This is a genomic window from Bradyrhizobium sp. IC3123, from assembly GCF_020193625.1.
GTDB classification, from domain to species: Bacteria; Pseudomonadota; Alphaproteobacteria; order Rhizobiales; family Xanthobacteraceae; genus Bradyrhizobium; species Bradyrhizobium yuanmingense.
Map to the genome: position 1 here is coordinate 113,428 of NZ_JADYVF010000009.1, position 23,040 is coordinate 136,467.

Sequence of the window (23,040 nt, forward strand, 5' to 3'; positions counted from 1 at the left end):
CGGCTAATCCACCCTACGAGACCTCGCTTCCCTCACGCCTTCTCCAGCGCCGCGGTGAGATCCTCGATCAGGTCATCCGCGTGCTCGAGCCCCGCCGAGAAGCGGATAAATCCCTCGCTGATGCCGAGCGCGGCGCGGTCTTCCGGCTTGAGGCGCTGATGCGTCGTGGTCGCCGGATGCGTGACGAGGCTTTTGGCGTCGCCGAGATTGTTGGAGATCTTGGCGAGCTTCAATTCGTTGAGCACACGGAACGCCGCCGCCTTGCCGCCCTTCACCTCGAAGCCGACCAGCGTCGAGCCGCCGCGCATCTGCTTCTTCACCAGCGCCGCCTGCGGATGATCGGCGCGGCCGGGATAAACCAGCCGCGAAATCTTCGGATGGCTCGCCAGCACCTCGGCGACGCGCGCGGCCGTGTCGGTCTGCGCGCGCACGCGCACGCCCAGCGTCTCCAGGCCCTTGAGCAGGACCCAGGCATTGAATGGCGAAATCGACGGGCCGGTCTGGCGCATGAAATTGTGGATGTGCTCGGCGATGAAGGCTTCGGAGGACAGGATGATGCCCCCGAGACAGCGGCCCTGGCCGTCGATGTGCTTGGTTGCGGAGTAGACGACGACGTCGGCGCCGAGCGCGAGCGGGCTCTGCCAGATCGGGGTTGCAAACACGTTGTCGACGACGAGCCGCGCGCCGCCCTTGTGCGCGATCTCGGCAATCGAGGGAATGTCGAGCACGTCCAGCGTCGGGTTGGTCGGGCTCTCCAGGAAGAACGTCTTGGTGTTGGGCCTCAGCGCGCGTTGCCACTGGTCGAGATCGAGCCCGTCGACCAGCGTGGCCTCGATGCCGTAGCGCGGCAACAGGTCCTGGATGACGTAGAGGCAGGAGCCGAACAGCGCACGGGAGGCGACCACGTGATCGCCGGCCTTGAGCGGCGCCAGGATCGCAGTCGTCACCGCCGCCATGCCGGTTGCCGCCGAGCGCGCGGCCTCGGCGCCTTCGAGCTCGATCATGCGGCGCTCGAACATCGCAATCGTCGGGTTGGAATAGCGCGAATAGATGAAGCCGGGATCCTCGCCCTTGAACCGTGCCTCGCACTCCTCCGCGCTGGCGTAGACATAGCCTTGCGTCAGGAATAGCGCCTCCGAGGTCTCGCCATATTGCGAGCGCAGGGTGCCGGAATGGACCAGGCGGGTTTCGGGGCGATAGGCAGCAGACGACTTCGACATAGGACCCTCTCCGACATGACCGTCGAGGCGAAAACGGTCACAAAAAAACCGGCCTGGATATCTCCACGGGCCGGGATCACAGAGGTCCCCGGCCTGTTTAGCGACTTATTTAACGTGGCTGCAAGCCGGCCGGCTCAAATCACCACGGGATAAGTGATGCTCATATTCCGCAATGCCCTTTCCGTCAAGGCGTCCATCGGATAGCCGTAAAAGACTTGTATTTCCGGCATGTCCGGATGCACTCGACCCCTGATGAGGACCCCCGGTTGACGTTCACGGTCGCCGCCGACGCCAATGGTATCCTGCCCGACCGCATGATCGCGGCGATGGCGGAAGAAGGTCTCATCCTGCCCACCTACGACTTCGTCGAGAGCCAGATCCAGCCGGCGAGCCTCGATCTGCGCCTCGGCGACATCGCCTATCGGGTCCGCGCCAGCTTCCTCCCCGGGCCCGGTGCCACCGTGGCAGAGCGCATCGACGAGCTGAAGCTGCACGAGTTCAGCCTCGCCGACGGCGCGGTGCTCGAGACCAACTGCGTCTACATCGTGCCGCTGCTCGAGAGCCTCGCGCTGCCGCCGGAGATCGTCGCTGCCGCCAATCCGAAGAGCTCGACCGGCCGGCTCGACGTCTTCACCCGCGTCATCGCCGACGGCACCCGCCGCTTCGACATGATCGGCGCCGGCTATCACGGCCCGCTCTATGCCGAGATCAGCCCGAAGACGTTTCCTGTGCTGGTGCGCGAGGGCTCGCGTCTCAGCCAGGTGCGCTTCCGCACCGGCGATGCCATCCTCAATGCCGACGAGCTCGATGCGCTGCACGCCAGCGAGCGTCTCGTCGACATCGACGATGCCGATCTCTCGGGCGGCGTTGCCGTCTCGGTCGATCTCTCCGGCGAGAAGGCGAGCGGCTTCGTCGGCTATCGCGCCAAGCGCCACACCGGCGTCGTCGATGTCGACCGCCGCGCCGGCTACGCGGTGGAGGATTTCTGGGAGCCGATCTCGGCGCGCCCCGACGGCAGCCTGATCCTCGACCCCGGCGAGTTCTATATCCTCGCCTCCAAGGAAGCGGTGCAGGTGCCGCCCGACTACGCCGCTGAGATGGTGCCGTTCGATCCCCTGGTCGGCGAATTCCGCGTGCACTATGCCGGCTTTTTCGATCCCGGCTTCGGCTATGCCGGCGCTGGCGGGCTGGGATCGCGCGCCGTGCTGGAGGTGCGCTCGCGCGAGGTGCCGTTCATCCTCGAGCACGGCCAGATCGTCGGCCGCCTCGTCTACGAGAAGATGCTGGCCCGCCCCGACGCGATGTACGGCCAGCGCATCGGCTCGAATTACCAGGCGCAAGGCCTGAAGCTCAGCAAGCATTTCAGGGTGTAGTGCTAACCTCACCCACCGCTGTCATTCCCCGCGGAGGCGGGGAATCCAGTACGCCGCGGCCTCTCGATTCAAGCATGACCATCTCGGAGTACTGGATCGCCCGCCTTCGCGGGCGATAACACCGAGAGCGCGTCCGGTTGCGTCACCCGATCCGCGATGACACACTCCCGCAAAACAACAAGCCGGGAGCGAACATGACTATCGCACCAGACCTCGCGCAGCACGCGCAATGGAAGCGCTGGCGCGCCGTCGCCGATCTCTATCACGCTTACTTCACCGGGCTGATCCTCACCGTCGTCACGCGCCGCGGCACGGCGGATGCCGCAGAGTTCGTCTTCCGCGTGTTTCGTCGCCAGCAGCAGGAGCGTTTCCTGCCGGGGCTCAGCAAGCTCGGGATCGACCATCTGCCGCCGGCGGTCGCGGCTGCGCAATACCACTATCTCTCCAACTGGATCGGCGGCGTTCATGTCGAATACATGTACGAGAGCGACACCAAGGCCTGGATCCGCTATCCGCCGCCGCGCTGGATCTGGAAGGGTACCGCGATCTGTGGCGTGCCGGGCGAAGTCTCACGCGCCATGCTGCGCGGCTGGCACGCCAACAATGGCGCGGCCCTCGGCGACCTCAGGCTCGGCTTCGTCTGCACCAAGCAGAGCGTCGACGCCCAGGACGGGCTCGAAGGCTATTACCATCTCTACGACCATCCGCTCGAGCTCGACCAGCGCCTCGTGTTCGCGCGCCACCTCGAAGCACCTTTGTTCGATGCGAAGACGGCGCCCGCCTTGCCGGTCGCGAGCTGGCCAAGACCGCGGCTGGAAAAGGCCTATCGCAATTACGCGATGGAATATGTCCGCACCGCCGCGCCCGTGATGGTGCAGCTGTTCGGCCCGGAGGATGCCGGCTATCTGCTGCACCTCACCGGCAAGCTGATCGGCATGCAATTTTTCGACGAGGTCGCCGCGGCGCTGGCGACGACCCGCGGCGGAGCGCGAGAATTCGCATCGTTCCTGAACGCGCTGCTCGCCGCGCAGGATGATGCGGCCGAGATGACGCAATCGGAAGGCACGTTCGAGATCCGGCAGCAGAGCTGGAAGCTGATGGACGACGTCGCCGATTATCATCGCGCCTGCGCCAAGGTGCTGGAGGGATTGTTCGAAGGGCTCGCCGCAGGCTGCGGCCGGCACATCGGCGTGCAGATGCGCACCGCGGTAGGCGGGCGCCCACCGCTGGTGTGGACCATCGGTTAGGCGACGGCCGCAGCGGGCCTCACCTCGCCCCGCTTGCGGGGAGAGGTCGGATTGCATCGAAGATGCAATCCGGATGAGGGGGAGTCTCCGCGAGTCCAGCTCTCGCCGTCTTCGCGAATAGAGCCCCTCACCCCGACGCTCTTGGCGCGAGCAAGGCTCGTCGCGGCCCCGTAAGAACGGGGAGAGGGAGAAGAACGAATTCCACCGCTTGAAATGCGCTGCCGCAGGGCACGCCTGCATCGGGCGCAGGCAGAATCGGAGCACGCCGTGCTAACACGCCTCAGCCGCGCCATTCGCGCGAACGACGCCATTGGCACACCAAGTGATTGCTGCGCTGCAAACGGCGCCTGCGCCCGGGAGAGGACATGTCCGACATCGCCGAAATCCCGGTCGATGAGCAAGAGCGCCCACTGCCGCCGCCTTCGCCGCCGATCAGAAGCGCCCTGACCGAGGGGCCGATTCTGCGCACGCTGCTGTCGCTCGCCTGGCCGAACGCGATCGGTCTGTCGGCCGGCATTTGCGTGGTGATCGCCGAGACCTCCTATGTCGGCCGGCTCGGCGTCGAGGCGCTGGCGGCGATGGCGCTGGTGTTTCCGACGATCATTCTGACCATGACGATGTCCGGCGGCGCTATGGGCGGCGCGGTGGCTTCGGCCATTGCGCGTGCGCTCGGCGCCGGGAATCGCGAGCGCGCCGGCATATTGGCCGTGCACGCGATGCTGATCGGCATCAGCTTCGGCCTCGTCTTCATGCTGGGCATGTTGATCTTCGGGCCGAGGCTGCTCGAGATGCTCGGCGGCCGCGGCGATGTGCTGACGCATGCGATCGCCTACACGCAGGTGTTCTTCGGCGGCGCCGTGCTGCCTTGGCTGCTTAACACCATGGCGGGCATCTTGCGCGGTACCGGCAACATGAAGCTGCCGTCGTTCCTGATCCTCAACTCCGCGGCCTGGCAGATCGTGCTCGGCGGCACGCTCGGTCTCGGGCTCGGGCCAGTGCCGCAGTTCGGCATGCGCGGCGTCGCCGCTGGCGCGCTGATCGCCTACACTATGAACATCGGCATCATGAGCTGGTACCTGTTCTCCGGCCGCGCGCGGATCACGCTGAAGCTGCGCGGCCTGCGCATCCAATGGGCGATGTTCTTCGACATCCTCAAGGTCGGCGCCATCGCCTGCTTCTCGCCGCTGCAATCGGTGCTGACGATCTCCATCTTCACGCACATGCTGGCGCAGTTCGGCACTGCGATCCTCGCCGGCTACGGCGTCGGCGCGCGGCTCGAATTCCTGCTGACCTCGATCGCATTCTCGTTCGGCATTGCCTGCGTGCCGATGGTCGGGATGGCGATCGGTGCTGGCCGCATCGCGCGGGCCCGGCGCATCGCCTGGACCGCCAGCGTTGCTGCTTTCGTGGCGGTCGGCGTGCCGGCGTGCCTCGTTGCGATCTTCCCCGATCTCTGGGTCAACATGTTCACCGACAGTGTGGCGGTGCGCGCGGCGAGCCATCAATATCTTTCGACGGTCGGGCCGTTCTACGCCTTCTTCGGCCTGGCAACGACGATGTATTTCTCCTCGCAAGGCGCGGCCAAGGTGATCGGGCCCGTGCTGGCGCAGACCGCGCGGCTGATCTACATCGCCGGAATCGGCTGGTGGCTGTCGAGGCACGGCGCCAGCGCGCAGAGCTTCTTCTGGCTCGCCGCGAGCTCGATGGTCGTGCTCGGCCTCTTGTCGTGCTCCAGCGTCGTGCTGACACGCTGGGGACCGCGCGAGACGAAGCCTGCGATCAAGCCGGCGCTTTCGGCTGCGGACTAGCGACGCTTGTGGCGGCGATGGCCGCCGCCGGTATTGGCGAGACGCATCAATTGCGGGATCATCGCCATCATGTCGCTGCCGCCGCTGCCGCCGAGCATGCCCATGATGTCGCCGCCGCCCATGCTGCCGATCCCGACCGGCATGGTGCCGCCGCCCATCGGCGCGTAACCGCCGTAGCTCGGTGCACCGAATCCGCCGCCGAAATTGTCGCCGCCCATCATGCCGCCGAGCCCGCCGCCGCCGTTCTCCATCATGCGGCTCATCATCGGGCCCATGGTCTGCATCAGCATGGCGAAGCGGCGCTTGCCCATCTTCGCCTTCATCATCTCCAGCATCGGCGCCATCTGGGTCATCATGTCCTCGCCGCCGGCACCGCCGCCGCCGAGGAATTGCGCCTTTGCCGGCACGCTCGAGATCGAAAACAGCAGCAGCATCGCGGCCGCCTGGCAGATCACCTTGTCCGCACCTCTCATGGCATGCTCCTCGCGTGCGTGGCGCCGCCGGGAGAGCAGAGCCGACCGGACGCACGCGGGCATGGTTACGGCCGGCGAGGACGGGCTTCTGTGAGAAAACTCACAGTGAACGATCAGGCTGCCGCGGGCGGAAACGCCTTGTGCATGGCGGCCACCGCCTCCTTGGTTTGCCCCTGAACGTAGGGCGCGAGCTCGTTCGGCAGCATGTCGATGATCCAGACGAGGCGGCAGCTCGCCTCGCCCTCGGCAATGACCTGCACCGAGGCGCTGTAATGCCTCAGCCGCTCGTTGCTGATGGCATAGACGAGGCGCCGCCGCGTATCGTCGCAATCGACCAGCACCTCGCGCGCGACCGAGCCGTTGGCAAAGGTGACGATGCGCGCATCGCCGTCGAGCGTGCACGCGGTGACGAAGCCCGGCACCAGCCGCCGATGCAGCGCGCCGAAATCGCGCACCGCGTCCCAGACGTCGCGCGCGGAGGCGGGGAGGGAGATGTCGTTGTGGATGGAGGCCATGATCTCTCCTGGAATGCGTAGGGTGGGCAAAGGCGCGCTCTTCGCGCGCCGTGCCCACCATTCATCGGGCGTTGTCGCGAGCAATTGGTGGGCACGCTACGCTTTGCCCACCCTACGCGATCTCGCAATGACGGAGCGAGTGGCTAGCGCTCACACACAAACCGCCTCGACATTGTTGCCATCAGGGTCGATCAGGAACGCGGCGTAGTAGGTCGGGCTGTAATCCCTGCGTGGGCCGGCGCCGCCATTGTCGCGACCGCCGCTCTTCAGCCCTTCGCTATGGAACGCCTTGACTGCGTCGTGATCCTTGGCGCGAAACGCGATATGCGCACCATCTGCCTTGCGGCCCTTGTTCAGGTGCAGCCACAGCGCCGGCTCGCCCTTCGGCCCGAAACCGGCATAACCGTCGCCGCTCGAGCACAGGACAAAACCGAGCGGCGCCAGCACCGCGCTGTAGAAGCGCGTGGCGGCGTCGAGGTCGGCAACGCGCAATCCGATGTGGTCGTACATGTTCGTCTCCATTGCGAAGAAGCGTGCCGCGAAGGGCACGCGCCGGAGACGACCCTAGTCAGTTGAGGGCAAGCTGCTCTTGGAGAATCTTGCGCTCCCCCTTCGACGCCTGCCGGAACTTGGTCGGCGACACGCCGGCGGCGCGATGGAAGGTGCGGACGAAATTGGAGAGATCGCCGAAGCCGACGTCATAGGCGATATCGGTGACGGCGATGTCCTCGTCAGCGAGCAGCCGTGCCGCGTGGCGCAGCCGGGAGCGCACCAGATATTGATGCGGGGTGACACCGAGCACGGCCGAGAACAGCCGCAGGAAATGAAACGGGCTCAATCCCGCCTGCTTGGCTGCTTGCTCGAGGTCGAGCTCGGCATGCGAGTTATCGTCGATCCACAGCGCCGCCTCCACCGCGCGGCGGCGGTCGCGTGCGGTGGGAGTGGCCGGCTTGCGCGCTTTGCCCGAGACGGCGTCGACAAAACGGCCGGCCAGGATCTGGCCGATCTCGTCGAGGCCGAGATCGCTGTTGCCTTCTGCTGCCGTCTGGGCCAGCTCGCCCAGCACCATCAGCTCGGGCAGCGGCGGCGTTGCGCCGATCTGCCAGACCTCGCGCCGCCCGCCGAGGGCGTCGACCAGGTCCTCGCTGAAGAAGAAGCCGAGGCAGACGTCGCCGGACACGTGCTCATGCGTGCAGGTGTATTCCTCGCCGGGGGCGCCGATCAGCATCGAGCCCGCCACCAGCTCGAAGAAGCCGGCGCGGCAATGGCAGCCGAAGCTGCCGGAGCGGACATAGGCGATGGAATGGCCTGTGCGGCATTCCGCAAACGGCCTGTCGTCCGGTCCCGCATCGCAGCGAAACTCGGAAGCCGTGATCGAGGGCGTCGTCAGCAACGTGGTGGCGTGCATCCCGCGTATTTAGGTAGGCGCGCGGGGCGGAGCAACCGGCAGCAGCACCTCGAACAGCGTCTTGCTGGCGATGGGATGGGCCCCTTCCAGCGCCAGCAGCCGCCGCTTGGAGATCACGCCGCCATAGGGCGAGAGCCGGTCGGCGTAATTGCCAGCCTCCAGCACCCGGTGGCAGGGCACGATCAGCATGAAGGGATTTTTCGCAATCGCCTGCGCCACGGAATAGGACGCGCCGGAGGCGCCCAGCGCCCGGGCGACCTCGTGATAGGTGCGTGTCTCTCCGCGCGGAATGCTGCAGGTGTACTCGTAGACGCGCCGGTCGAAGCCGGGCACCCCGCCGGCGTCCAGGCTAACCTCGGAGAAGTCGGGATCGTGACCTTGCAGCAGGCCCGTGATGCCCTCGATCGCAAGCTCAGCGTTCTCGGACGGGCGCTGCTCCCGCGCCTCGGGATGGACCTGGAAAATCCGGCGGCGGGTGTCGATCTCCCGCGCCTCCGGCAATTGCAAGGCGACCACGCCGGTGCCGCTCCAGATGATGCCGCAACGGCCGATGGCCGTATCGAATATTGCGTAAGCCCGCCCCACCATGCACACGCCCCACTCAGTGCACGTTTCTCCCCGGAGAAGCGATCATAACACCGCCACAATCCGGCGCACCTGGAATCTTATCAGGACGTTAACAACCGCCCCGCTGGTCGCGCCAAACCGCTTGGCGGCAGGCGCCGTCTCGGCTAATCAAGAGGGGCGCAAAGCGCACATCGCGGGCGTAGTTCAATGGTAGAACGGCAGCTTCCCAAGCTGCATACGAGGGTTCGATTCCCTTCGCCCGCTCCAGCCCTTAGTTAGGCAGGCTTCTCAGAAACTGGACGATCGCCGCGTTCACCTCCGCCGGCCGCTCCTGCTGCGTCCAATGTCCGCAGCCGGGCAGCATCTTGATGTCGCGCAGCTGCGGCACCCATTGCTTCATGTTGGCGAGATGTTCGGCGGCACCGGGGAAGGCGATGACCATGTCATGGTCGCCGGCGATGAAGAGCGAGGGCACCACCACCTGCATGCCCTCGAATGCTGCCATCAGCTCCCAATTGCGATCGATGTTTCGGTAGTAATTGAGCGGCCCGCGAAAGCCGCTGCGCGCAAATTCGGCAGCGTAGTGGTCGAGCTCGGCGGCACTCAGCCACGACGGAAGCGGCACCGGCACCTTCGGCAGCATGCCGTCCTTTCGGGAGACCATGCCGGCGGCGACCGTCCGCCCTTGACGCTCGGCATTGGCGCGGATCGCGGTCGCCCCTTCGCCGGAACCGCCGAAGAGCATGGCGCCGAGCGTTGCGCGAGGATCCCGCTCGAACTCCGCTTCGGCGATACCTGGCTCCTGGAAGTACAGCTGATAGAACTGCGCATCCGCCGTCTGCGGCATGACGCTCGTCGGCCGCACGGGACTGCGCGGCCGATACGGTACGCTGAGGATAGCGGCGGCCCAGAAGCGATCGGGCCGCAGGCGCGCCGTGTGCCAAGCGATTGTCGCGCCCCAGTCATGTCCAACGATGACGGCGTCCTTTGCCTCGAACGCGTCGAGCACGCCGACGAGATCGCCGACCATATGGAGGATCGTGTATTGATCGATCGCTTCGGGCCGGTCGCTCTTTCCGTAGCCGCGCATATCCGGTGCGACCGCGTGGTAGCCAGCCGCCGCCAGCGCCTCGAGTTGATGCCGCCAGGAGTACCAGCCTTCCGGAAAGCCATGGCAGAGCAGCACCATAGGCCCGTCGCCCTGCTCGGCGACATTGAGGCTGATGCCGTTGGCTTTGATCCTCCGCTGCGTCGGGCCATCCATTCGTCGCCTCCGATTTTTTGTGGTTGGGGCGCATCCTAATCGGGCGTACGGCCTGCGCAAAATTTCTAATATATTGGACTGCCGCTCCCGGCGTGTGCCTCCGCGCGCGCTAAGCTTCTCTCACCCCGGCGGATGCGGTCCTCGTATCGGGCGATGTTCGGATGAAACCCATGGACCAGCAAAAACTCGATCGCGCCATCGGTCGGCGCCTGAAGACGCTGCGGACGCAGGCAGGCATGACGTTGAACGAGCTTGCAGGCCGCTCCGGCGTCAGCCGGGCCATGATCGGGCGGGTGGAGCGGGCGCAGAGCAGTGCGACGGCGGCGCTGCTAAACAAGCTCTGCGCGGCGCTCGACGTCACGCTCAGCGATGTCGTCGCGCTCGCCGAGAAGCCGCCGGAGCGCCTGGTGCGGCTGGCGGACCAGCCGCTCTGGCGCGACCCCGACAGCGGCTATCGCCGGCGGCACGCCTCGCCGCCGGATGCGGCCAGCGGCATCGAGATCATCGTGGTCGACCTTCCCGCCGGCGCGCGCGTCTCCTACAGCCCCTGGGGCCGCAACGCCTTCACCCAGCAGCTCCTGATGCTGGAGGGCGCGATCGCCGTGCATATCGACGCCAAGGCGGTGCGGCTGCGCGAGGGCGATTGTCTGGATTTCGACGTGATGCGCGCGGTGATCTTCGAGAACGAAACCAAGCAGGACGCGCGCTACGTCATCATCGTCAGACGCGGCGCGTCCTACGGCAAGATGTGAGGGCAGGACGTGGAGACGAGCACGATGCAGATCCGGACCGGCGACACCTATGATCCGCGCGTCGTCGCGCTGCTCGATCACCACGTTGCTGCTGCGCGGGCGCAGACGGCGCCGGGCAGTGCCCATGCGCTCGATCTCGCGGGCCTGCGTGCACCCGACGTCGCATTCTGGACCGGCTGGGACGGCGAGACGCTGGTCGCGACCGGCGCGCTGAAGACGCTTTCGGCTGGCCATGGCGAGGTCAAGTCGATGCACACGCTGCAGACCGCGCGCCGGCGCGGCTATGGCGGCCAGATGCTGCGCCACATCATCGCGGAAGCCCGCGCGCGCGACATGACGCGGCTCAGCCTCGAGACCGGCTCGTGGGACTATTTCAAGCCGGCACACGCACTCTATCTGGCGCACGGTTTCGTCGCATGCGGCCCGTTCGAAGGTTATGTCGAGGATCCCAACAGCCTGTACCTGACGCTCGACTTGTCGGCGCCAGAGCGCGAATAGCTTAAGAGCGCGTCTCCTCGATCTTGTCGAGCACGCGCTCGGGGGCGATGTCCCGGGCCGCCTCCTGCAGGTCGCGCTCCGCGTCCGGCTTGACGTCGAGCCGCTCGGCGACCTGAGTGAGCAGGCGGGCCACCTTGGTCAGCTCGTGCTCGGCGAGCAGGCTGATCTGGAGATCGAGATCGGCGCGCTTGTCGGCCGCCGCGGTCATGCGGTTCTGCGAGATCAGCACGAAGGTGGAGAGGAAGATCGCCTCCACCGAGGCGATCATCGCCAGCACGACGAAGCTCTCGTCCCAGGCCGGAATTCCCGGAATCCAATGCAGGTTGGCAATGATCCAGAACCCGAACAAGGCGAGGTGCAGGTAGACGAAGATCATGCTGCCGGTGAAGGCCGTGATCGCGTCCGCGACCTTGTCCTGCCCGCTTGCCGCCTGCTGCTCGCGGCGCCGCCGCGCCACCAGCGCCTGGATGTTGCGCTCGAGCGTCGGGCTCAGCCCCTCGCCGGAATCATGGGTGATGTCGTTACGCACGCCCCGGCAACGGCCCGCCGGGGAAGCCGTTCCTGGAAGGGGAAGCAAAAAGACCGATCCCCTCATCAAATGAGTTGCGTACCTCAAAACACCTCTGCTAGCCTTCAGCCATGGCCGAGACCCTCGCCCCGACTGTGCTGACGCTGAAGGACATCGCCCGCGAGGCCGGTGTCAGCCTCGCCACGGTCGATCGCGTGCTGCACAACCGGCCGGGGGTCCGCCCGGATACGGTCCGGCGCGTCAAGGACGCCATCGCGCGCAATTCGTTCCAGCCGCATGTGGCCGCCGCCGAGCTCGCGCGCGGCCGGGCCCGCCGCTTCGCCTTCGTGATGCCGTCGGGCTCGAACCCGTTCATGCAGCAGATCGAGGCCTATCTCGGCGAGATGGCGGGCTGGCTGTCGGCCCGCCGCCTCAATGTCGAGATGATCGCAACCGACGTGTTCGAGCCCGCCGCGCTCGCGGCCTCGCTCGAGGCGCTGTCCGGCGACTATGACGGCGTCGCCGTGGTGGCGCTGGACCATCCGAGCGTCCGCGCCGCCATCAATGACCTCGTCGATGCCGGCGCCAAGGTCGTGACGCTGGTCTCGGATGTGCCGTCCTCGCGCCGCCACCATTATGTCGGCATCGACAACATCGCCGCGGGCCGCACCGCCGGCGCGCTGGTCGGGCGCCTGGTCGGCCAGAGGTCCGGCAAGGTCGCGATCATCGCGGGCTCGCAGGGCCTGCGCGACCATGCCGAGCGCATCTTCGGCTTCAACCAGGTGATGGCGACGGAATTCCCCGATCTCAGCGTGCTGCCGGTGCTGGAAGGGCGCGATGAAGATGATCGTTCGGAGCAGCTGCTGGCGCGGCTGCTCGGCAAGCATGGCGACATCGTCGGTCTCTACAACGTCGGCGCCGGCACGCAGGGCGTCGCCAAAGCGCTGAACAGCAAGGCGTTGAACGACAAGGCCTCTGGCGCGGCCGGGCGTGACAAGCAGGTGGTGTTCGTCGGACACGACGTCACCGCGCTGACGCGCCGCTTGCTACTGCAGGGCGTGATGGATGCCGCGATCTCGCAGAACCCCGGACATGAAGCGCGCGCGGCCGTCCGCGTGCTGCTCGCGCTTGCCCGCGGCGAGCCGATCTTGAGTGAACAGGAGAAGATCCGGATCGACATCGTGATGCGGGACAATCTGCCCTAGCGGCAGCTGAACTTGGAAACGGGACCGCCAGCGGGGAAAAGCGACGCAAGATCGCTCTCCCGCGGCAGGCGAAAGGGAGGACGATTTGTATCTCGGGATCGACATCGGCACGTCCGGTGTGAAAGCGGTGCTCGTGAGCGAAGCCGGCGCGGTTGTCGCGACGGCGGCGCGCGAGCTTGCGCTGTCGCACCCGGCGCCGCTGTGGTCCGAGCAGGATCCCGACGCCTGGGTCGATGCGGCCGTCGGCGCCGTCGACGATCTCGCCGCGCGCCATCCGCGCGAGGTTGCGCAGGTGCGCGGCATCGGGCTGTCGGGTCAGATGCACGGTGCGACGCTGCTTGGCGAGGACGGCCGGCCGCTGCGTCCGGCCATCCTCTGGAACGACGGCCGCTCGCAGGCCGAATGCGCCGCGCTGGAGCGGCGCTGTCCCTCGCTGCACGCGATTGCCGGCAATCTCGCGATGCCGGGCTTCACCGCGCCGAAGCTACTCTGGGTGGCACGGCACGAGCCGAAGATCTTCGACCGCGTGGCAAAGGTGCTGCTGCCGAAAGCCTATGTCCGCTATCGCCTCACCGGCGAGATGGTCGAGGACATGTCGGACGCGTCAGGCACGCTGTGGCTCGACGTCGGCCTGCGGCGCTGGTCCGCGCTGCTGCTGCATGCCACCGGGCTCGATCTGCACCACATGCCGCGCCTCGTCGAGGGCAGTGCGGTGAGCGCGGTGCTCGCGCCTGAATACGCGCAGCGCTGGGGCATGGCGAAAAATGTCGTGGTCGCGGGCGGCGCCGGCGACAATGCGGCCAGCGCGATCGGGCTCGGCGCCATCGCGCCGGGCGATGCCTTCCTGTCGCTGGGAACGTCGGGTGTCCTGTTCCGCGTCACCGATCGCTTCGCCCCCGCGCCGGCTTCAGCGGTGCATGCCTTCTGCCACGCGCTGCCCGGCCTCTGGCACCAGATGGGCGTGATGCTGTCGGCCGCAGCTTCGCTCGCCTGGCTGGCCGGCGTGATGGAGACGCCGGCCGCAGCGCTCCTGGCGCCGCTCGGCGAGCGCGTCGATGCACCTGGCACGGTCCAGTTCCTGCCTTATCTCGACGGCGAGCGCACGCCGCACAACGATGCCGCGGCCAGCGGCGCTTTCGTCGGTCTGCGCGGCGCGACCGGGCGTTCAGAGATCGTGCAGGCCGTGCTCGAAGGCGTCGCCTTTGCCGCGCGCGACAATCTGGCGGCGCTGAGCGCAGCCAGCGGGCCGATCGCCGAGGTCGATCTCGTCGGCGGCGGCTCGCGCTCGCCGCTATGGGCGCAGATCTGCGCCGACGTGCTCGGCATGCCCGTCCACCGCGTCGAGGAAGGCGAGGTCGGCGCCGCGCTCGGCGCTGCGCGGCTCGGCCGGCTCGCCGCGACCGGCGAGAACCCCGCGGACGTCTGCACGCGCCCGCGCAGGCTCGCAAGCTTCACACCCCGCCCGTCCGTCGCTGCGGCCTATGACGAGGCCTATCGGCGATGGCGCGCGCTTTATCCCGCATTGAAGGAGCCTTAAGTGAACGCGCCAGCCAAATTCTTCGATGCAAGTGCACCCGTCGCCTTCGGCGGCAAGGAGGCCGAAGGTGCGCCCGCCTTCCGCTGGTACGACAAGGACCGCCTGGTGCATGGCCGCCGGCTCGAGGATCACTTGCGCTTTGCGGTCTGCTATTGGCATTCGTTCTGCTGGCCGGGTGGCGATCCCTTCGGCGGCGAGACCTTCCTGCGGCCTTGGCACCACGGCACCGACGCGATGACGATGGCGCGCGCCAAGGCCGATGCCGCCTTCGAGCTGTTCCGCCTGCTGGACGTCCCCTTCTTCACCTTCCACGACGTCGATGCGGCGCCGGAGGGCGCTTCGCTCGCCGAGTCCGTCGCCAACCTCAACGCCATCGCCGATCTGTTCGAGCAGAAGATGGCATCGAGCAAGGTCCGCCTGCTCTGGGGCACTGCGAACCTGTTCACGCACCGCCGCTACATGGCGGGCGCCGCGACCAATCCGGATCCCGACATCTTCACCTATGCCGCCGGCCAGGTCCGTGCCGCACTGGAGGTGACGCACCGGCTCGGTGGGCAGAACTACGTGCTGTGGGGCGGACGCGAGGGCTACGAGACGCTGCTCAACACCGATCTCAAGCGCGAGCTCGACCAGCTCGGCCGCTTCGTCTCGCTCGTCGTCGAGCACAAGCACAAAATAGGCTTCAAGGGCCCGCTGCTGATCGAGCCGAAGCCGAAGGAGCCGACCAAGCATCAATATGATTTCGACGTCGCCACCTGCTACGGCTTCCTCGAACGCTACGACCTGCTCAAGGACGTCAAGCTCAACATCGAGCAGAACCACGCCATCCTCGCCGGTCACTCCTTCCATCACGAGGTCGCGCTGGCCGAGGCGCTCGGCGTGTTCGGCTCGCTCGACATCAACCGGGGCGACGATCTGCTCGGCTGGGACACCGACCAGTTCGCGATGAACGTGCCGGAGCTGGCGCTGGTGTTCCACGAGATCCTGAACCGCGGCGGCTTCACCACGGGTGGACTCAATTTCGATGCCAAGATCCGCCGCCAGTCGATCGATCCCGATGATCTCATCCATGCCCATGTCGGCTCGATGGATGCCTGTGCGCGGGCCTTCCTCGCCGCCGCCGACATGCTCGACGCCGGCACGCTGAGTGCGCCGCTCGCAAAGCGCTACGAGGGCTGGGCCAGCCCGGAGGGCCGCGCCATTCTCGGCGGCCAGCGTTCGCTCGCCGATCTCGCCGACCGTGCGATGTCTCCCGGCTTCGATCCGCAGCCGCGCTCGGGCCGGCAGGAATATCTGGAAACCCTGGTCAACCGCTATGTCTGAGGAAACGCCGCTGATGACGAAGACTGACGCGACGCCGGTGCTCGAGCTCACCGGCATCGGCAAGGAGTTCGGCGCGATCCGCGCGCTGCACGACGTCGATATGCAGGTCTGGCCCGGCGAGGTGGTCGGCCTGATGGGCGACAACGGCGCCGGCAAGTCGACGCTGGTGAAGATCATCGCCGGCAATTTCCGTCCCACGCATGGCGAGATGCGCTTTGCCGGCAGCGCGGTGCATTTCAACCGGCCGGTCGATGCCCGCGCCGTAGGCATCGAGGTCGTCTACCAGGACCTCGCGCTGGCGGATAATCTCACGGCCGCCGCCAACGTCTTCCTCGGCCGCGAGTTGAAGCGCAGGTTCGGACCGATTGCCTTGCTCGACCACAAGGCGATGGCATCGCGCGCGCTGGAGCTGTTCGGCGAGCTGCGTTCGGAGACGCGCCCGGACGATCTCGTCAGACAGATGTCGGGCGGCCAGCGCCAGGCGGTCGCGATCGCGCGTACCCGGCTCTCCAATGCGCGGCTGGTAATGATGGATGAGCCGACCGCCGCGATCTCGGTGCGCCAGGTCGAGCAGGTGCTCGGCCTGATCCACCGGCTCAAGGAGCAGGGCGTCGCCGTGATGCTGATCTCGCACCGCATGCCCGACGTGTTCGCCGTATGCGACCGCGTCGTCGTCATGCGACGCGGCGAGAAGCGCGCCGACAAGTCGATTCACCAGACCTCCCCCGAGGAGGTCACCGCCCTCATCACCGGTGCGAAGGAGGCGGCGTGATGGCCATGCCCTTGGAATCCCCGATCAGCTTCACCAATGTCGGCAAGATCAGGTGGTGGCAGCGCGGCATCTTCGCCTCGCAGACCGGCTACGTCCTGCTCGCGCTGGCGGTGCTGCTGGTGATCATGCATTTCGCCAGCCCCTACTTCTTCACCCAGGGCAACATGCAGAACGTGGCGAAGAACTTTTCCTTCATCGCCATTGCGACGCTCGGCGTCACCTTCGTGATCATCACCGGCGGTATCGACCTGTCGGTGGGATCGATGATGTGCTTTTCCGCCATGATCACATCGATGGTGATGACCGAGCTGTCGGCGCCCGGATCGCCGCTGGTGCACATGGCCGCCGACGGCAAGACCGTGCTCGCCAATGTTCCGGGGCTGATCCTGCTTGTCTCGATCCTCGCCGGCCTCGGCGCCGCGCTGATTGCCGGCCTCGTCAACGGCTTCTGCATCGCCGTGCTCGGCCTGTCACCCTTCGTCACCACGCTCGGCATGCTCTCGATCGTGCGCGGGCTCGGCTATGTCGTCTCCAACGGACGCGGCAGCTTCCCGGGTGGGCCCGACGCCGATTATTTCTATGCGCTCACGTCCGGTGACGTGCTCGGCGTGCCGGCGCCGTTCATCTATCTCGTGATCCTGGCGCTGACCATGGCGGTGGTGCTGCACCACACCTCGTTCGGCCGCCACGTCTTTGCGCTCGGCGGCAACGAGAAGGCGGCCGAGCTCACCGGCATTCCGGTGGTGCGGGTGAAGATCGAGGTCTACGTGATCTGCGCGCTCGCCGCGGGCCTGCAGGGCATCATCATCTCCGGCTGGCTCGGATCGGCGCCGGCCAACATGGCGATGTCCTACGAGCTCAACGTGATCGCGGCGGCCGTGATCGGTGGTGCCAATCTCGCCGGCGGCATCGGCGGTCCGCTCGGGGCCATCGTCGGCTGCGTGCTGCTGGAGGTGATCCGCAACGGCCTCGTGCTGGCCCAGGTCTCCTCGTACTGGCAGCAGACGTTGGTCGGCGTGATCATCATTCTGGCTGTGCTGGTCGACCGCGTCCGCTCGCGGATGACCTGACATGACGACATCTCGGGAAGGCAAGGAAAACGTCGCCTATCCGCTTCCCGGGGGCTTTCGAGGGGATAGGCACCAACAAGAGTGGAGGAGACAATGAGGAAACTGCTTCTTGCCGGCATCGCGGTTGCGATGATGGCGACGCCGGCGTTTGCTGCGAACTACCGCTTCGTCATCGTGCCGAAGGCGATGAACAATCCGTTCTTCGATTTTTCGCGCGACGGCTGCCTGAAGCGCGCCAAGGAGCTCGGCAACATCGAGTGCATCTACAAGGGACCGGTCGAGCATGAGCCGGCGAACCAGGCCCAGATCATCCAGGACTTCATCACGCAGAAGGTCGACGGTCTCGCCATCTCGGTCGCGGACGTCGCGGCCATGACCAAGTCGATCGAGGCGGCGACCGCCGCCGGCATTCCGGTCATCACCTTCGATGCCGACGCGCCGGGCTCCAAGCGCATCGCCTATATCGGCACCAACAACAAGGAGTTCGGCCTGGCCCTGGGCAAGGAATTGCTGAAATTGCGGCCTGACGGCGGCAAATACGCGATGGTCTCCGGCGGTCCCGGCGCAAAGAACCTGGCCGAGCGTGTCGACGGCGTGCGCGAGGCGCTGAAGGGCTCGAAATGGACCGAGGTCGCGGGTTCGCCGAGCTTCTGCAACGACGATCCCGCGCTCGCGGTCCAGCAGATGACGGACATGCGCACCGCAACGCCGGATCTCGCCGCCATCGTTCCGATCGGCGGCTGGCCGATGTTCGCGCCCGAAGGTTTCAAGGCCTTCGCCAGCAGGAACAAGAAGGACATCGATTCCGGCAAGTTCACGCTGGTCGTCGCCGATACGCTGAAGATGCAGCTCGAGCTGCTGCGTGACGGCTATGCCAATGCGCTGGTCGGCCAGCGTCCGTTCGAGATGGGCGAGAAGGCGATGGACACGCTGCTCGCCATCAAGAAGGGCGAGAAGGTGCCGGAGATCGTCTACACCGGCCTCGATCTCGTCACCAAGGACAACGTCGCGAAGATGTTGAAGTAGGAGCGCTGCCCAGCCCCGCGCTTCTGCATGCCTCTCCCGCTTGCGGTTTCCGCAAGCGGGAGAGATGATTTGGAATGGACGACGACTGCTGGAAGGCGATGGGAATGAAAAGGTCGCGGCTCGGCGCTCTCGATGTCACCTCGATCGGCCTCGGTTCAGCCCCGCTCGGCGGATTGTTCTCGCCCGTCAGCGATGCCGATGCGCAAGCGACGATTGAACGCGCCTGGTCGCTCGGTGTCCGATTCTTCGACACCGCCCCGCTTTACGGCTTCGGCCTCGCGGAGCGGCGGCTGGGCGCCTTCCTGCGGCAACAGAGGCGCGACTCCTACGCCATCTCGACCAAGGTCGGCCGCCTGCTGCGCGCACCGGACAATGCTGCGCCGGAGGACGAGCACTACAAGGGCACGCCGCGCGAGCGGCCGGTGTTCGATTTCAGCTATGACGGCGTGATGCGGTCGGTGGAGGAGAGCCTGCAGCGCCTCGGCCTCGACCGCGTCGACGTCCTGCTCGTGCATGATCCCGACGATCACTATGACGATGCCGTCACCGGCGCCTTCCGCGCGCTCCAGCGCCTGCGCGAGGACGGCACGGTGAAGGCGATCGGCGCCGGCATGAACCAGTCGGGGATGCTGGCTCGCTTCGCCGAGGCCGTGCCGGTCGACTGCTTCCTGCTCGCCGGCCGCTACACGCTGCTCGACCAGGGCGCACTGGATGCGCTGTTTCCGCTGTGCCAGGCCAGCAATATCGGCATCCTGCTCGGCGGCATCTACAACAGCGGCATCCTGGCCAATCCGCGGGCCAGCGCGAAATTCAACTATCAGGATGCTGATGCTGCGCTCGTGGCACGCGCGCTGGAGCTCGACGAACTTTGCCGCGGGCACGGCACCGAGCTGAAAGCCGCCGCGCTGCAATTCTGCATGGCCCATCCGGCGGTGACGGTCGCCGTGATGGGCGCGCGCAATGCCGCCGAGGTCGCCGACAACATCGCGATGTCCGAGAAGGCGGTGCCGCCGGCATTCTGGCAGGAGCTGCGGGCACGAAAGCTGGTCGATACGCGCGCGCCGCTTCCTGGCGGAGGTTGAGGCATGATCGTCGATGCACACCAGCATTTCTGGGATCCGGCGCGCGCCGATTATCCCTGGATGGAAGGGGACGAGCTGGCGCCGATCCGCCGTGCCTTCGGCCCGGCCGATCTCGCGCCGCTGCTACAGGCGAACGGCATCGAGGCCAGTATCGTGGTGCAATGCCGCTCCGCGCTGGAGGAGACCGAGGAGTTTCTGCGTATCGCGGCTGCAACGCCCTCGGTGGTCGGCGTGGTCGGCTGGGCCGATCTCACCGATGCGGCGCTCGGCGAGACGCTCGACCGGCTGCGCGCTCTGCCTGGTGGCGACAAGCTGGTCGGCATCCGCCACCAGGTCCACGACGAGCTCGATGCGGATTGGCTGCTGCGCGAGGACGTCCAGCGCGGACTCACGGCCGTGTTCGCCCACGATCTCGCTTACGATTTCCTTGTCCGCAGCCGCGAGCTGCCCGCGGCGGTCGCAACCGCGCAGGCCTTTCCGCACGCGCGTTTCGTGCTGGATCACGCCGCCAAGCCGCCGATTGCCGCCGGCGGGAGCGCGGAATGGACCGAGCGCATCGCAGCGCTGGCTGCCTGCGGCAATGTCTGGTGCAAGATCTCGGGATTGGCGACCGAGGCGGTCTGGGACGACTGGAATGCAGAACGGCTGTTTCCGTTCGTGGAGCACGCCGCGAAATGTTTCGGCGAAGACCGGCTGATCTTCGGATCGGATTGGCCCGTATGCCTGCTCGCGGGAAGCTACGGCGAGATCAAGACCGCGCTGGAGACCTGCCTGGCGAGGCTCGGCCCGCGCGTGCGGGGCAAGGCTTTCGGCGTGAATGCCAAGGCTGTGTATCGCTTGGATTAATCTGCAGTGGATGTGCGCTCTTACCCTCTCCCCTTGTGGGAGAGGGTGGCTCGCCGCGAAGGGGCGAGACGGGTGAGGGGTCTCTCTCCGCGAGCTCGCGTGTGGATAGATACCCCTCATCCGGCGCTTCGCGCCACCTTCTCCCACAAGGGGAGAAGGAAAAGGCGACGGGGCCCGCCTCGCTACTCCGACATCGGCTTGTCGGAGATGTCCCAGTCTTTCCCGGTGAAGGTGGAGATGAACAGCGTCTTCATCGGTGTGTAGTCCTCGGGCGTGTAGCTGTAGGTGACGCCATCGAGGAAATACGGCGAGTGGAAACCTTGCAAGTTCGATGCCTGCTTCAGCACGTTGGCGCGGGTGAGCTCGTTGCCGCAGCGGCGCAGGATCTCGGCCATGGTGGCGGCCTGCCCATAGCCGGCGAAGGCGATGGTGTTGTCGGGATCGATCGCCGGCGTGTACTTCTTGCGCAGCTCCTCGAACGCCATCACGTCCGGGTCCTTCTCCCATTTCGGCAGGCCGACCTCCTTGTTGTAGCGGATCGCGACGATGCCGGTGGCGTTCTCGAGCCCCGCGGCATTGAGGATCGAGCGGCCCGTGGAGCCGGCGGACAGGAGGTGCAGCGGCTTCCAGCCGAGCTCGGCCACTTTCCGGATCGACTGCGACGAGGCCTTGCCGGTCGAGATGTTGTAGAAGACGTCGGCTCCGGACTTGGAGAGATTGATGAGCTGCGAATCGACGGTCGGCTCGGTGAGATCGTAGGTCTGCTCCATGATCACTTGCGCGGTGCCGCCGGCGTCAGCCAGCACCTTCTTGAAGGGACCGAGGAAGTCGCGGCCGAAATCGTCGTTCTGGTAGAGGATGCCGATCTTCGCGTTCGGCTTCACGCTGACGACGTGCCGCGCGAGGATGCGCGCCTCGGTCGGATAGAGCGGCAGGCCCGCCATCGTCCACTTGAACTCTTTCGGATTATTCCACTTCGACGCGCCGGTGTTCAGCAGGAGCTGCGGCACGCCCTTGGAGTTCAGGTATTTGTGCACGGCGGTCTGCGGCGCGGTGCCGAGCGAGCCGTACAATGCGAGCACTTCCTCCTGCTCGACCAGCCGGCGCGTGGCCTCGACGCATTTCGGCGCGCTGTAGGCGTCGTCCATGGTGAGGAACTTGACCTTGCGCCCGTTGATGCCGCCCTTCTCGTTCAGCATCTGGAAATAGGCTTCGCCGACGCGGCCGAGCACGCCGTAGAGCGAGCCGGGGCCGGAATGCGGCACGGTCTGACCGATCTTGATCTCGGTGTCGCTGGCACCCGCATCGTATTTCTTCTCCGCGGCCCAGACGTAGGGCGCGGGCAATGTCGATGCGGCGATGGTGGCGAGCGCGCCGGCGCTGAAATCGCGCCGCGATGGATTCTTGGTCATTGTTGTTTTCTCCCTGATGCGCGCATTGTGCTGACATCGCAGCTCGGCTCGCAAGTGGGAAGTCGCAGCTTTGCGACGCAATGACGCTCAAATCGCAAGGTGTTAGCGCCTAGACTCAAGTTTTCTCGGCGACGACGACGAGGCCACGCACCGGCTCGTTGTTCTCGGTGCGTGGCGAGGCCGGCTCCAGCGTCAGCAGCTTCATCCCCGCCTTCGCGATGGCGCTGCGCACATATTCCGCGGAATGGGCATAACGCAGGCCATCGCCGAGCACGATGCCGTCGCCCGCATGCGTCTCCAGCGTGAAGGCGAGCACGCCGCCTGAGACGAGCACGCGCCTTACTTCGCTCAGCACCGGCGCGAGATCGGAGAGATAGACGAACGCATCCGCGGCCACGATGAGGTTCGCGCTCGCGTCGGCCTTGCCGCGCAGGCCCTCGATCATGTCGGCGACTTCGAGTTCGGCATAGAGGTTCGTCGCCCGCGCCTCCTTGATCATGCCGGGCGACAGATCGATGCCGGTGAAATGATCGACCTGCTTGGCGAAGGCAGCTGCCGCGAGCCCGGTGCCGCAGCCGAGATCGATGGTGCGCTTGAAGTAGGCGGGCTTCTTGGCGGCGACGCGCGCCGCCAGCACCGCCTTGAAGATCAGCGTGGGCGCGCGATAGCCGAGATCGTTGATCAGCGCGTGCTCGAACCGCGGCGCGTACTGGTCGAACAGCGCCTGCACGTAGGCCTTGGGCATCTCCGCCATTTCGGTATCGCCGAGCCGCATCAGGTGCAGGCCGGCGCCGTGCTGATCCCCGGGGTCGCATCGCCGCGCTTCACGAAAGGCCGCGATGGCCTTGTCGCGCTGGCCGAGCTGCTGACGGATCTCGCCGAGCGTGAACCAGGCCGAGGTGAAGTTGGGCGCGAGCTCGATCGCCTGCTCCAGGAGGTCGGCCGCGGCGGGAAGGTCGCCCTTGAGCTGGAGATCGCGCGCGAACTCGAAACGGCGGTCGGCCATGAGATCGCCGGAGGTCAGGAACAGGCGGAGCGGCATTGAGGAACCGATTGTCATTGCCGGGCTTGACCCGGCAATCCATCAAAAAAGCAACCTTCTAAGGGGATGGATGCGCGGGTCAAGCCCGCGCA

23 protein-coding genes, 1 tRNA gene and 1 riboswitch are annotated in these 23,040 nt (G+C 66.4%); of the genes, 14 read left to right on the forward strand and 10 right to left on the reverse strand.

What is annotated here, in order from left to right; translation table 11 throughout:
* Nucleotides 1-32 precede the first annotated feature (32 nt).
* Nucleotides 33-1,220 (reverse strand): O-succinylhomoserine sulfhydrylase, encoded by a 1,188-nt coding sequence (locus tag I6F20_RS26190; protein WP_225128479.1) that lies wholly within the window; start codon nucleotides 1,218-1,220, stop codon nucleotides 33-35.
* A 76-nt stretch (nucleotides 1,221-1,296) separates the two neighbouring features.
* Nucleotides 1,297-1,376, reverse strand: a riboswitch (SAM riboswitch).
* Nucleotides 1,377-1,456: 80 nt separating this feature from the next.
* Between I6F20_RS26190 and I6F20_RS26195 the strand changes: the two genes are divergently transcribed.
* The 3 genes from I6F20_RS26195 to I6F20_RS26205 all read left to right on the forward strand — a co-directional run bounded on the left by I6F20_RS26195 (nucleotide 1,457) and on the right by I6F20_RS26205 (nucleotide 5,648).
* Nucleotides 1,457-2,593: a 2'-deoxycytidine 5'-triphosphate deaminase gene (locus I6F20_RS26195; RefSeq protein ID WP_518513071.1), complete on the forward strand. Its 1,137-nt coding sequence runs from the start codon at nucleotides 1,457-1,459 to the stop codon at nucleotides 2,591-2,593.
* 194 nt (nucleotides 2,594-2,787) lie between these two features.
* Nucleotides 2,788-3,840 (forward strand): hypothetical protein, encoded by a 1,053-nt coding sequence (locus I6F20_RS26200; RefSeq protein WP_225128483.1) that lies wholly within the window; start codon nucleotides 2,788-2,790, stop codon nucleotides 3,838-3,840.
* Nucleotides 3,841-4,205: 365 nt separating this feature from the next.
* Nucleotides 4,206-5,648, forward strand: coding sequence for an MATE family efflux transporter (locus I6F20_RS26205; protein WP_225128484.1), 1,443 nt, complete (start codon nucleotides 4,206-4,208; stop codon nucleotides 5,646-5,648).
* Here I6F20_RS26205 and I6F20_RS26210 read toward each other — a convergent pair.
* From I6F20_RS26210 to I6F20_RS26230, 5 genes are all read right to left on the reverse strand, one after another.
* Entirely contained in the window at nucleotides 5,645-6,121 is a 477-nt protein-coding gene (locus tag I6F20_RS26210) for a hypothetical protein (protein WP_225128486.1), read from the reverse strand. The two genes, I6F20_RS26205 and I6F20_RS26210, sit on opposite strands and share 4 nt — an antisense overlap.
* A 113-nt stretch (nucleotides 6,122-6,234) precedes the next feature.
* Nucleotides 6,235-6,636: an SRPBCC family protein gene (locus tag I6F20_RS26215; protein ID WP_225128488.1), complete on the reverse strand. Its 402-nt coding sequence runs from the start codon at nucleotides 6,634-6,636 to the stop codon at nucleotides 6,235-6,237.
* A gap of 150 nt (nucleotides 6,637-6,786) precedes the next feature.
* Complete coding sequence (locus I6F20_RS26220) at nucleotides 6,787-7,146, reverse strand: VOC family protein (protein WP_035996395.1); 360 nt, start codon at nucleotides 7,144-7,146, stop codon at nucleotides 6,787-6,789.
* A 58-nt stretch (nucleotides 7,147-7,204) separates the two neighbouring features.
* Nucleotides 7,205-8,044: a helix-turn-helix domain-containing protein gene (locus I6F20_RS26225; protein ID WP_036020435.1), complete on the reverse strand. Its 840-nt coding sequence runs from the start codon at nucleotides 8,042-8,044 to the stop codon at nucleotides 7,205-7,207.
* Between the two features lie 9 nt (nucleotides 8,045-8,053).
* The gene (locus tag I6F20_RS26230; protein WP_225128491.1) at nucleotides 8,054-8,632 is read right to left on the reverse strand and encodes a methylated-DNA--[protein]-cysteine S-methyltransferase; all 579 of its coding nucleotides are present in this window, start codon (nucleotides 8,630-8,632) and stop codon (nucleotides 8,054-8,056) included.
* 172 nt (nucleotides 8,633-8,804) lie between these two features.
* On the opposite strand from I6F20_RS26230, the gene I6F20_RS26235 reads away from it, so the two are divergent.
* A tRNA-Gly gene (locus I6F20_RS26235) sits at nucleotides 8,805-8,878 on the forward strand.
* Between the two features lie 4 nt (nucleotides 8,879-8,882).
* Here the strand turns inward: I6F20_RS26235 and I6F20_RS26240 are convergent.
* The gene (locus I6F20_RS26240) at nucleotides 8,883-9,875 is read right to left on the reverse strand and encodes an alpha/beta fold hydrolase (RefSeq protein ID WP_225128492.1); all 993 of its coding nucleotides are present in this window, start codon (nucleotides 9,873-9,875) and stop codon (nucleotides 8,883-8,885) included.
* A gap of 170 nt (nucleotides 9,876-10,045) precedes the next feature.
* On the opposite strand from I6F20_RS26240, the gene I6F20_RS26245 reads away from it, so the two are divergent.
* Together I6F20_RS26245 and I6F20_RS26250 are read left to right on the forward strand one after the other, a co-directional pair.
* Complete coding sequence (locus tag I6F20_RS26245) at nucleotides 10,046-10,627, forward strand: helix-turn-helix domain-containing protein (RefSeq protein WP_074447667.1); 582 nt, start codon at nucleotides 10,046-10,048, stop codon at nucleotides 10,625-10,627.
* A gap of 24 nt (nucleotides 10,628-10,651) precedes the next feature.
* Nucleotides 10,652-11,125 (forward strand): GNAT family N-acetyltransferase, encoded by a 474-nt coding sequence (locus I6F20_RS26250; RefSeq protein WP_225128494.1) that lies wholly within the window; start codon nucleotides 10,652-10,654, stop codon nucleotides 11,123-11,125.
* Between the two features lies 1 nt (nucleotide 11,126).
* Here the strand turns inward: I6F20_RS26250 and I6F20_RS26255 are convergent, their stop codons facing one another.
* Entirely contained in the window at nucleotides 11,127-11,654 is a 528-nt protein-coding gene (locus tag I6F20_RS26255; RefSeq protein ID WP_225128496.1) for a DUF1003 domain-containing protein, read from the reverse strand.
* Nucleotides 11,655-11,764: 110 nt separating this feature from the next.
* Between I6F20_RS26255 and I6F20_RS26260 the strand changes: the two genes are divergently transcribed.
* The 8 genes from I6F20_RS26260 (at nucleotide 11,765) to I6F20_RS26295 (ending at nucleotide 20,494) form a co-directional block, all read left to right on the forward strand.
* Nucleotides 11,765-12,838 carry a LacI family DNA-binding transcriptional regulator gene (locus tag I6F20_RS26260; protein WP_225128498.1) on the forward strand — a complete coding sequence of 358 codons (1,074 nt, stop codon included), beginning with the start codon at nucleotides 11,765-11,767 and terminating at the stop codon, nucleotides 12,836-12,838.
* Nucleotides 12,839-12,923: 85 nt separating this feature from the next.
* Nucleotides 12,924-14,375 (forward strand): xylulokinase, encoded by a 1,452-nt coding sequence (gene xylB, locus I6F20_RS26265; protein WP_225128500.1) that lies wholly within the window; start codon nucleotides 12,924-12,926, stop codon nucleotides 14,373-14,375.
* Nucleotides 14,376-15,698 (forward strand): xylose isomerase, encoded by a 1,323-nt coding sequence (gene xylA, locus I6F20_RS26270; protein ID WP_225128501.1) that lies wholly within the window; start codon nucleotides 14,376-14,378, stop codon nucleotides 15,696-15,698.
* 13 nt (nucleotides 15,699-15,711) lie between these two features.
* Nucleotides 15,712-16,470 (forward strand): ATP-binding cassette domain-containing protein, encoded by a 759-nt coding sequence (locus I6F20_RS26275; protein ID WP_109145592.1) that lies wholly within the window; start codon nucleotides 15,712-15,714, stop codon nucleotides 16,468-16,470.
* The gene (locus I6F20_RS26280) at nucleotides 16,470-17,540 is read left to right on the forward strand and encodes an ABC transporter permease (RefSeq protein ID WP_192893049.1); all 1,071 of its coding nucleotides are present in this window, start codon (nucleotides 16,470-16,472) and stop codon (nucleotides 17,538-17,540) included. Before I6F20_RS26275 ends, I6F20_RS26280 begins: the two co-directional genes overlap by 1 nt.
* 93 nt (nucleotides 17,541-17,633) lie before the next feature.
* Complete coding sequence (locus tag I6F20_RS26285) at nucleotides 17,634-18,566, forward strand: sugar-binding protein (RefSeq protein ID WP_057028437.1); 933 nt, start codon at nucleotides 17,634-17,636, stop codon at nucleotides 18,564-18,566.
* A gap of 104 nt (nucleotides 18,567-18,670) precedes the next feature.
* The gene (locus I6F20_RS26290) at nucleotides 18,671-19,648 is read left to right on the forward strand and encodes an aldo/keto reductase (RefSeq protein WP_225113049.1); all 978 of its coding nucleotides are present in this window, start codon (nucleotides 18,671-18,673) and stop codon (nucleotides 19,646-19,648) included.
* Nucleotides 19,649-19,651: 3 nt separating this feature from the next.
* Nucleotides 19,652-20,494, forward strand: coding sequence for an amidohydrolase family protein (locus I6F20_RS26295; RefSeq protein WP_225128503.1), 843 nt, complete (start codon nucleotides 19,652-19,654; stop codon nucleotides 20,492-20,494).
* 182 nt (nucleotides 20,495-20,676) lie between these two features.
* Here the strand turns inward: I6F20_RS26295 and I6F20_RS26300 are convergent, their stop codons facing one another.
* Together I6F20_RS26300 and I6F20_RS26305 are read right to left on the reverse strand one after the other, a co-directional pair.
* Complete coding sequence (locus I6F20_RS26300; RefSeq protein ID WP_109142196.1) at nucleotides 20,677-21,906, reverse strand: ABC transporter substrate-binding protein; 1,230 nt, start codon at nucleotides 21,904-21,906, stop codon at nucleotides 20,677-20,679.
* A gap of 115 nt (nucleotides 21,907-22,021) precedes the next feature.
* Nucleotides 22,022-22,948 (reverse strand): class I SAM-dependent DNA methyltransferase, encoded by a 927-nt coding sequence (locus I6F20_RS26305; RefSeq protein WP_225128590.1) that lies wholly within the window; start codon nucleotides 22,946-22,948, stop codon nucleotides 22,022-22,024.
* Between the last annotated feature and the right edge of the window lie 92 nt (nucleotides 22,949-23,040).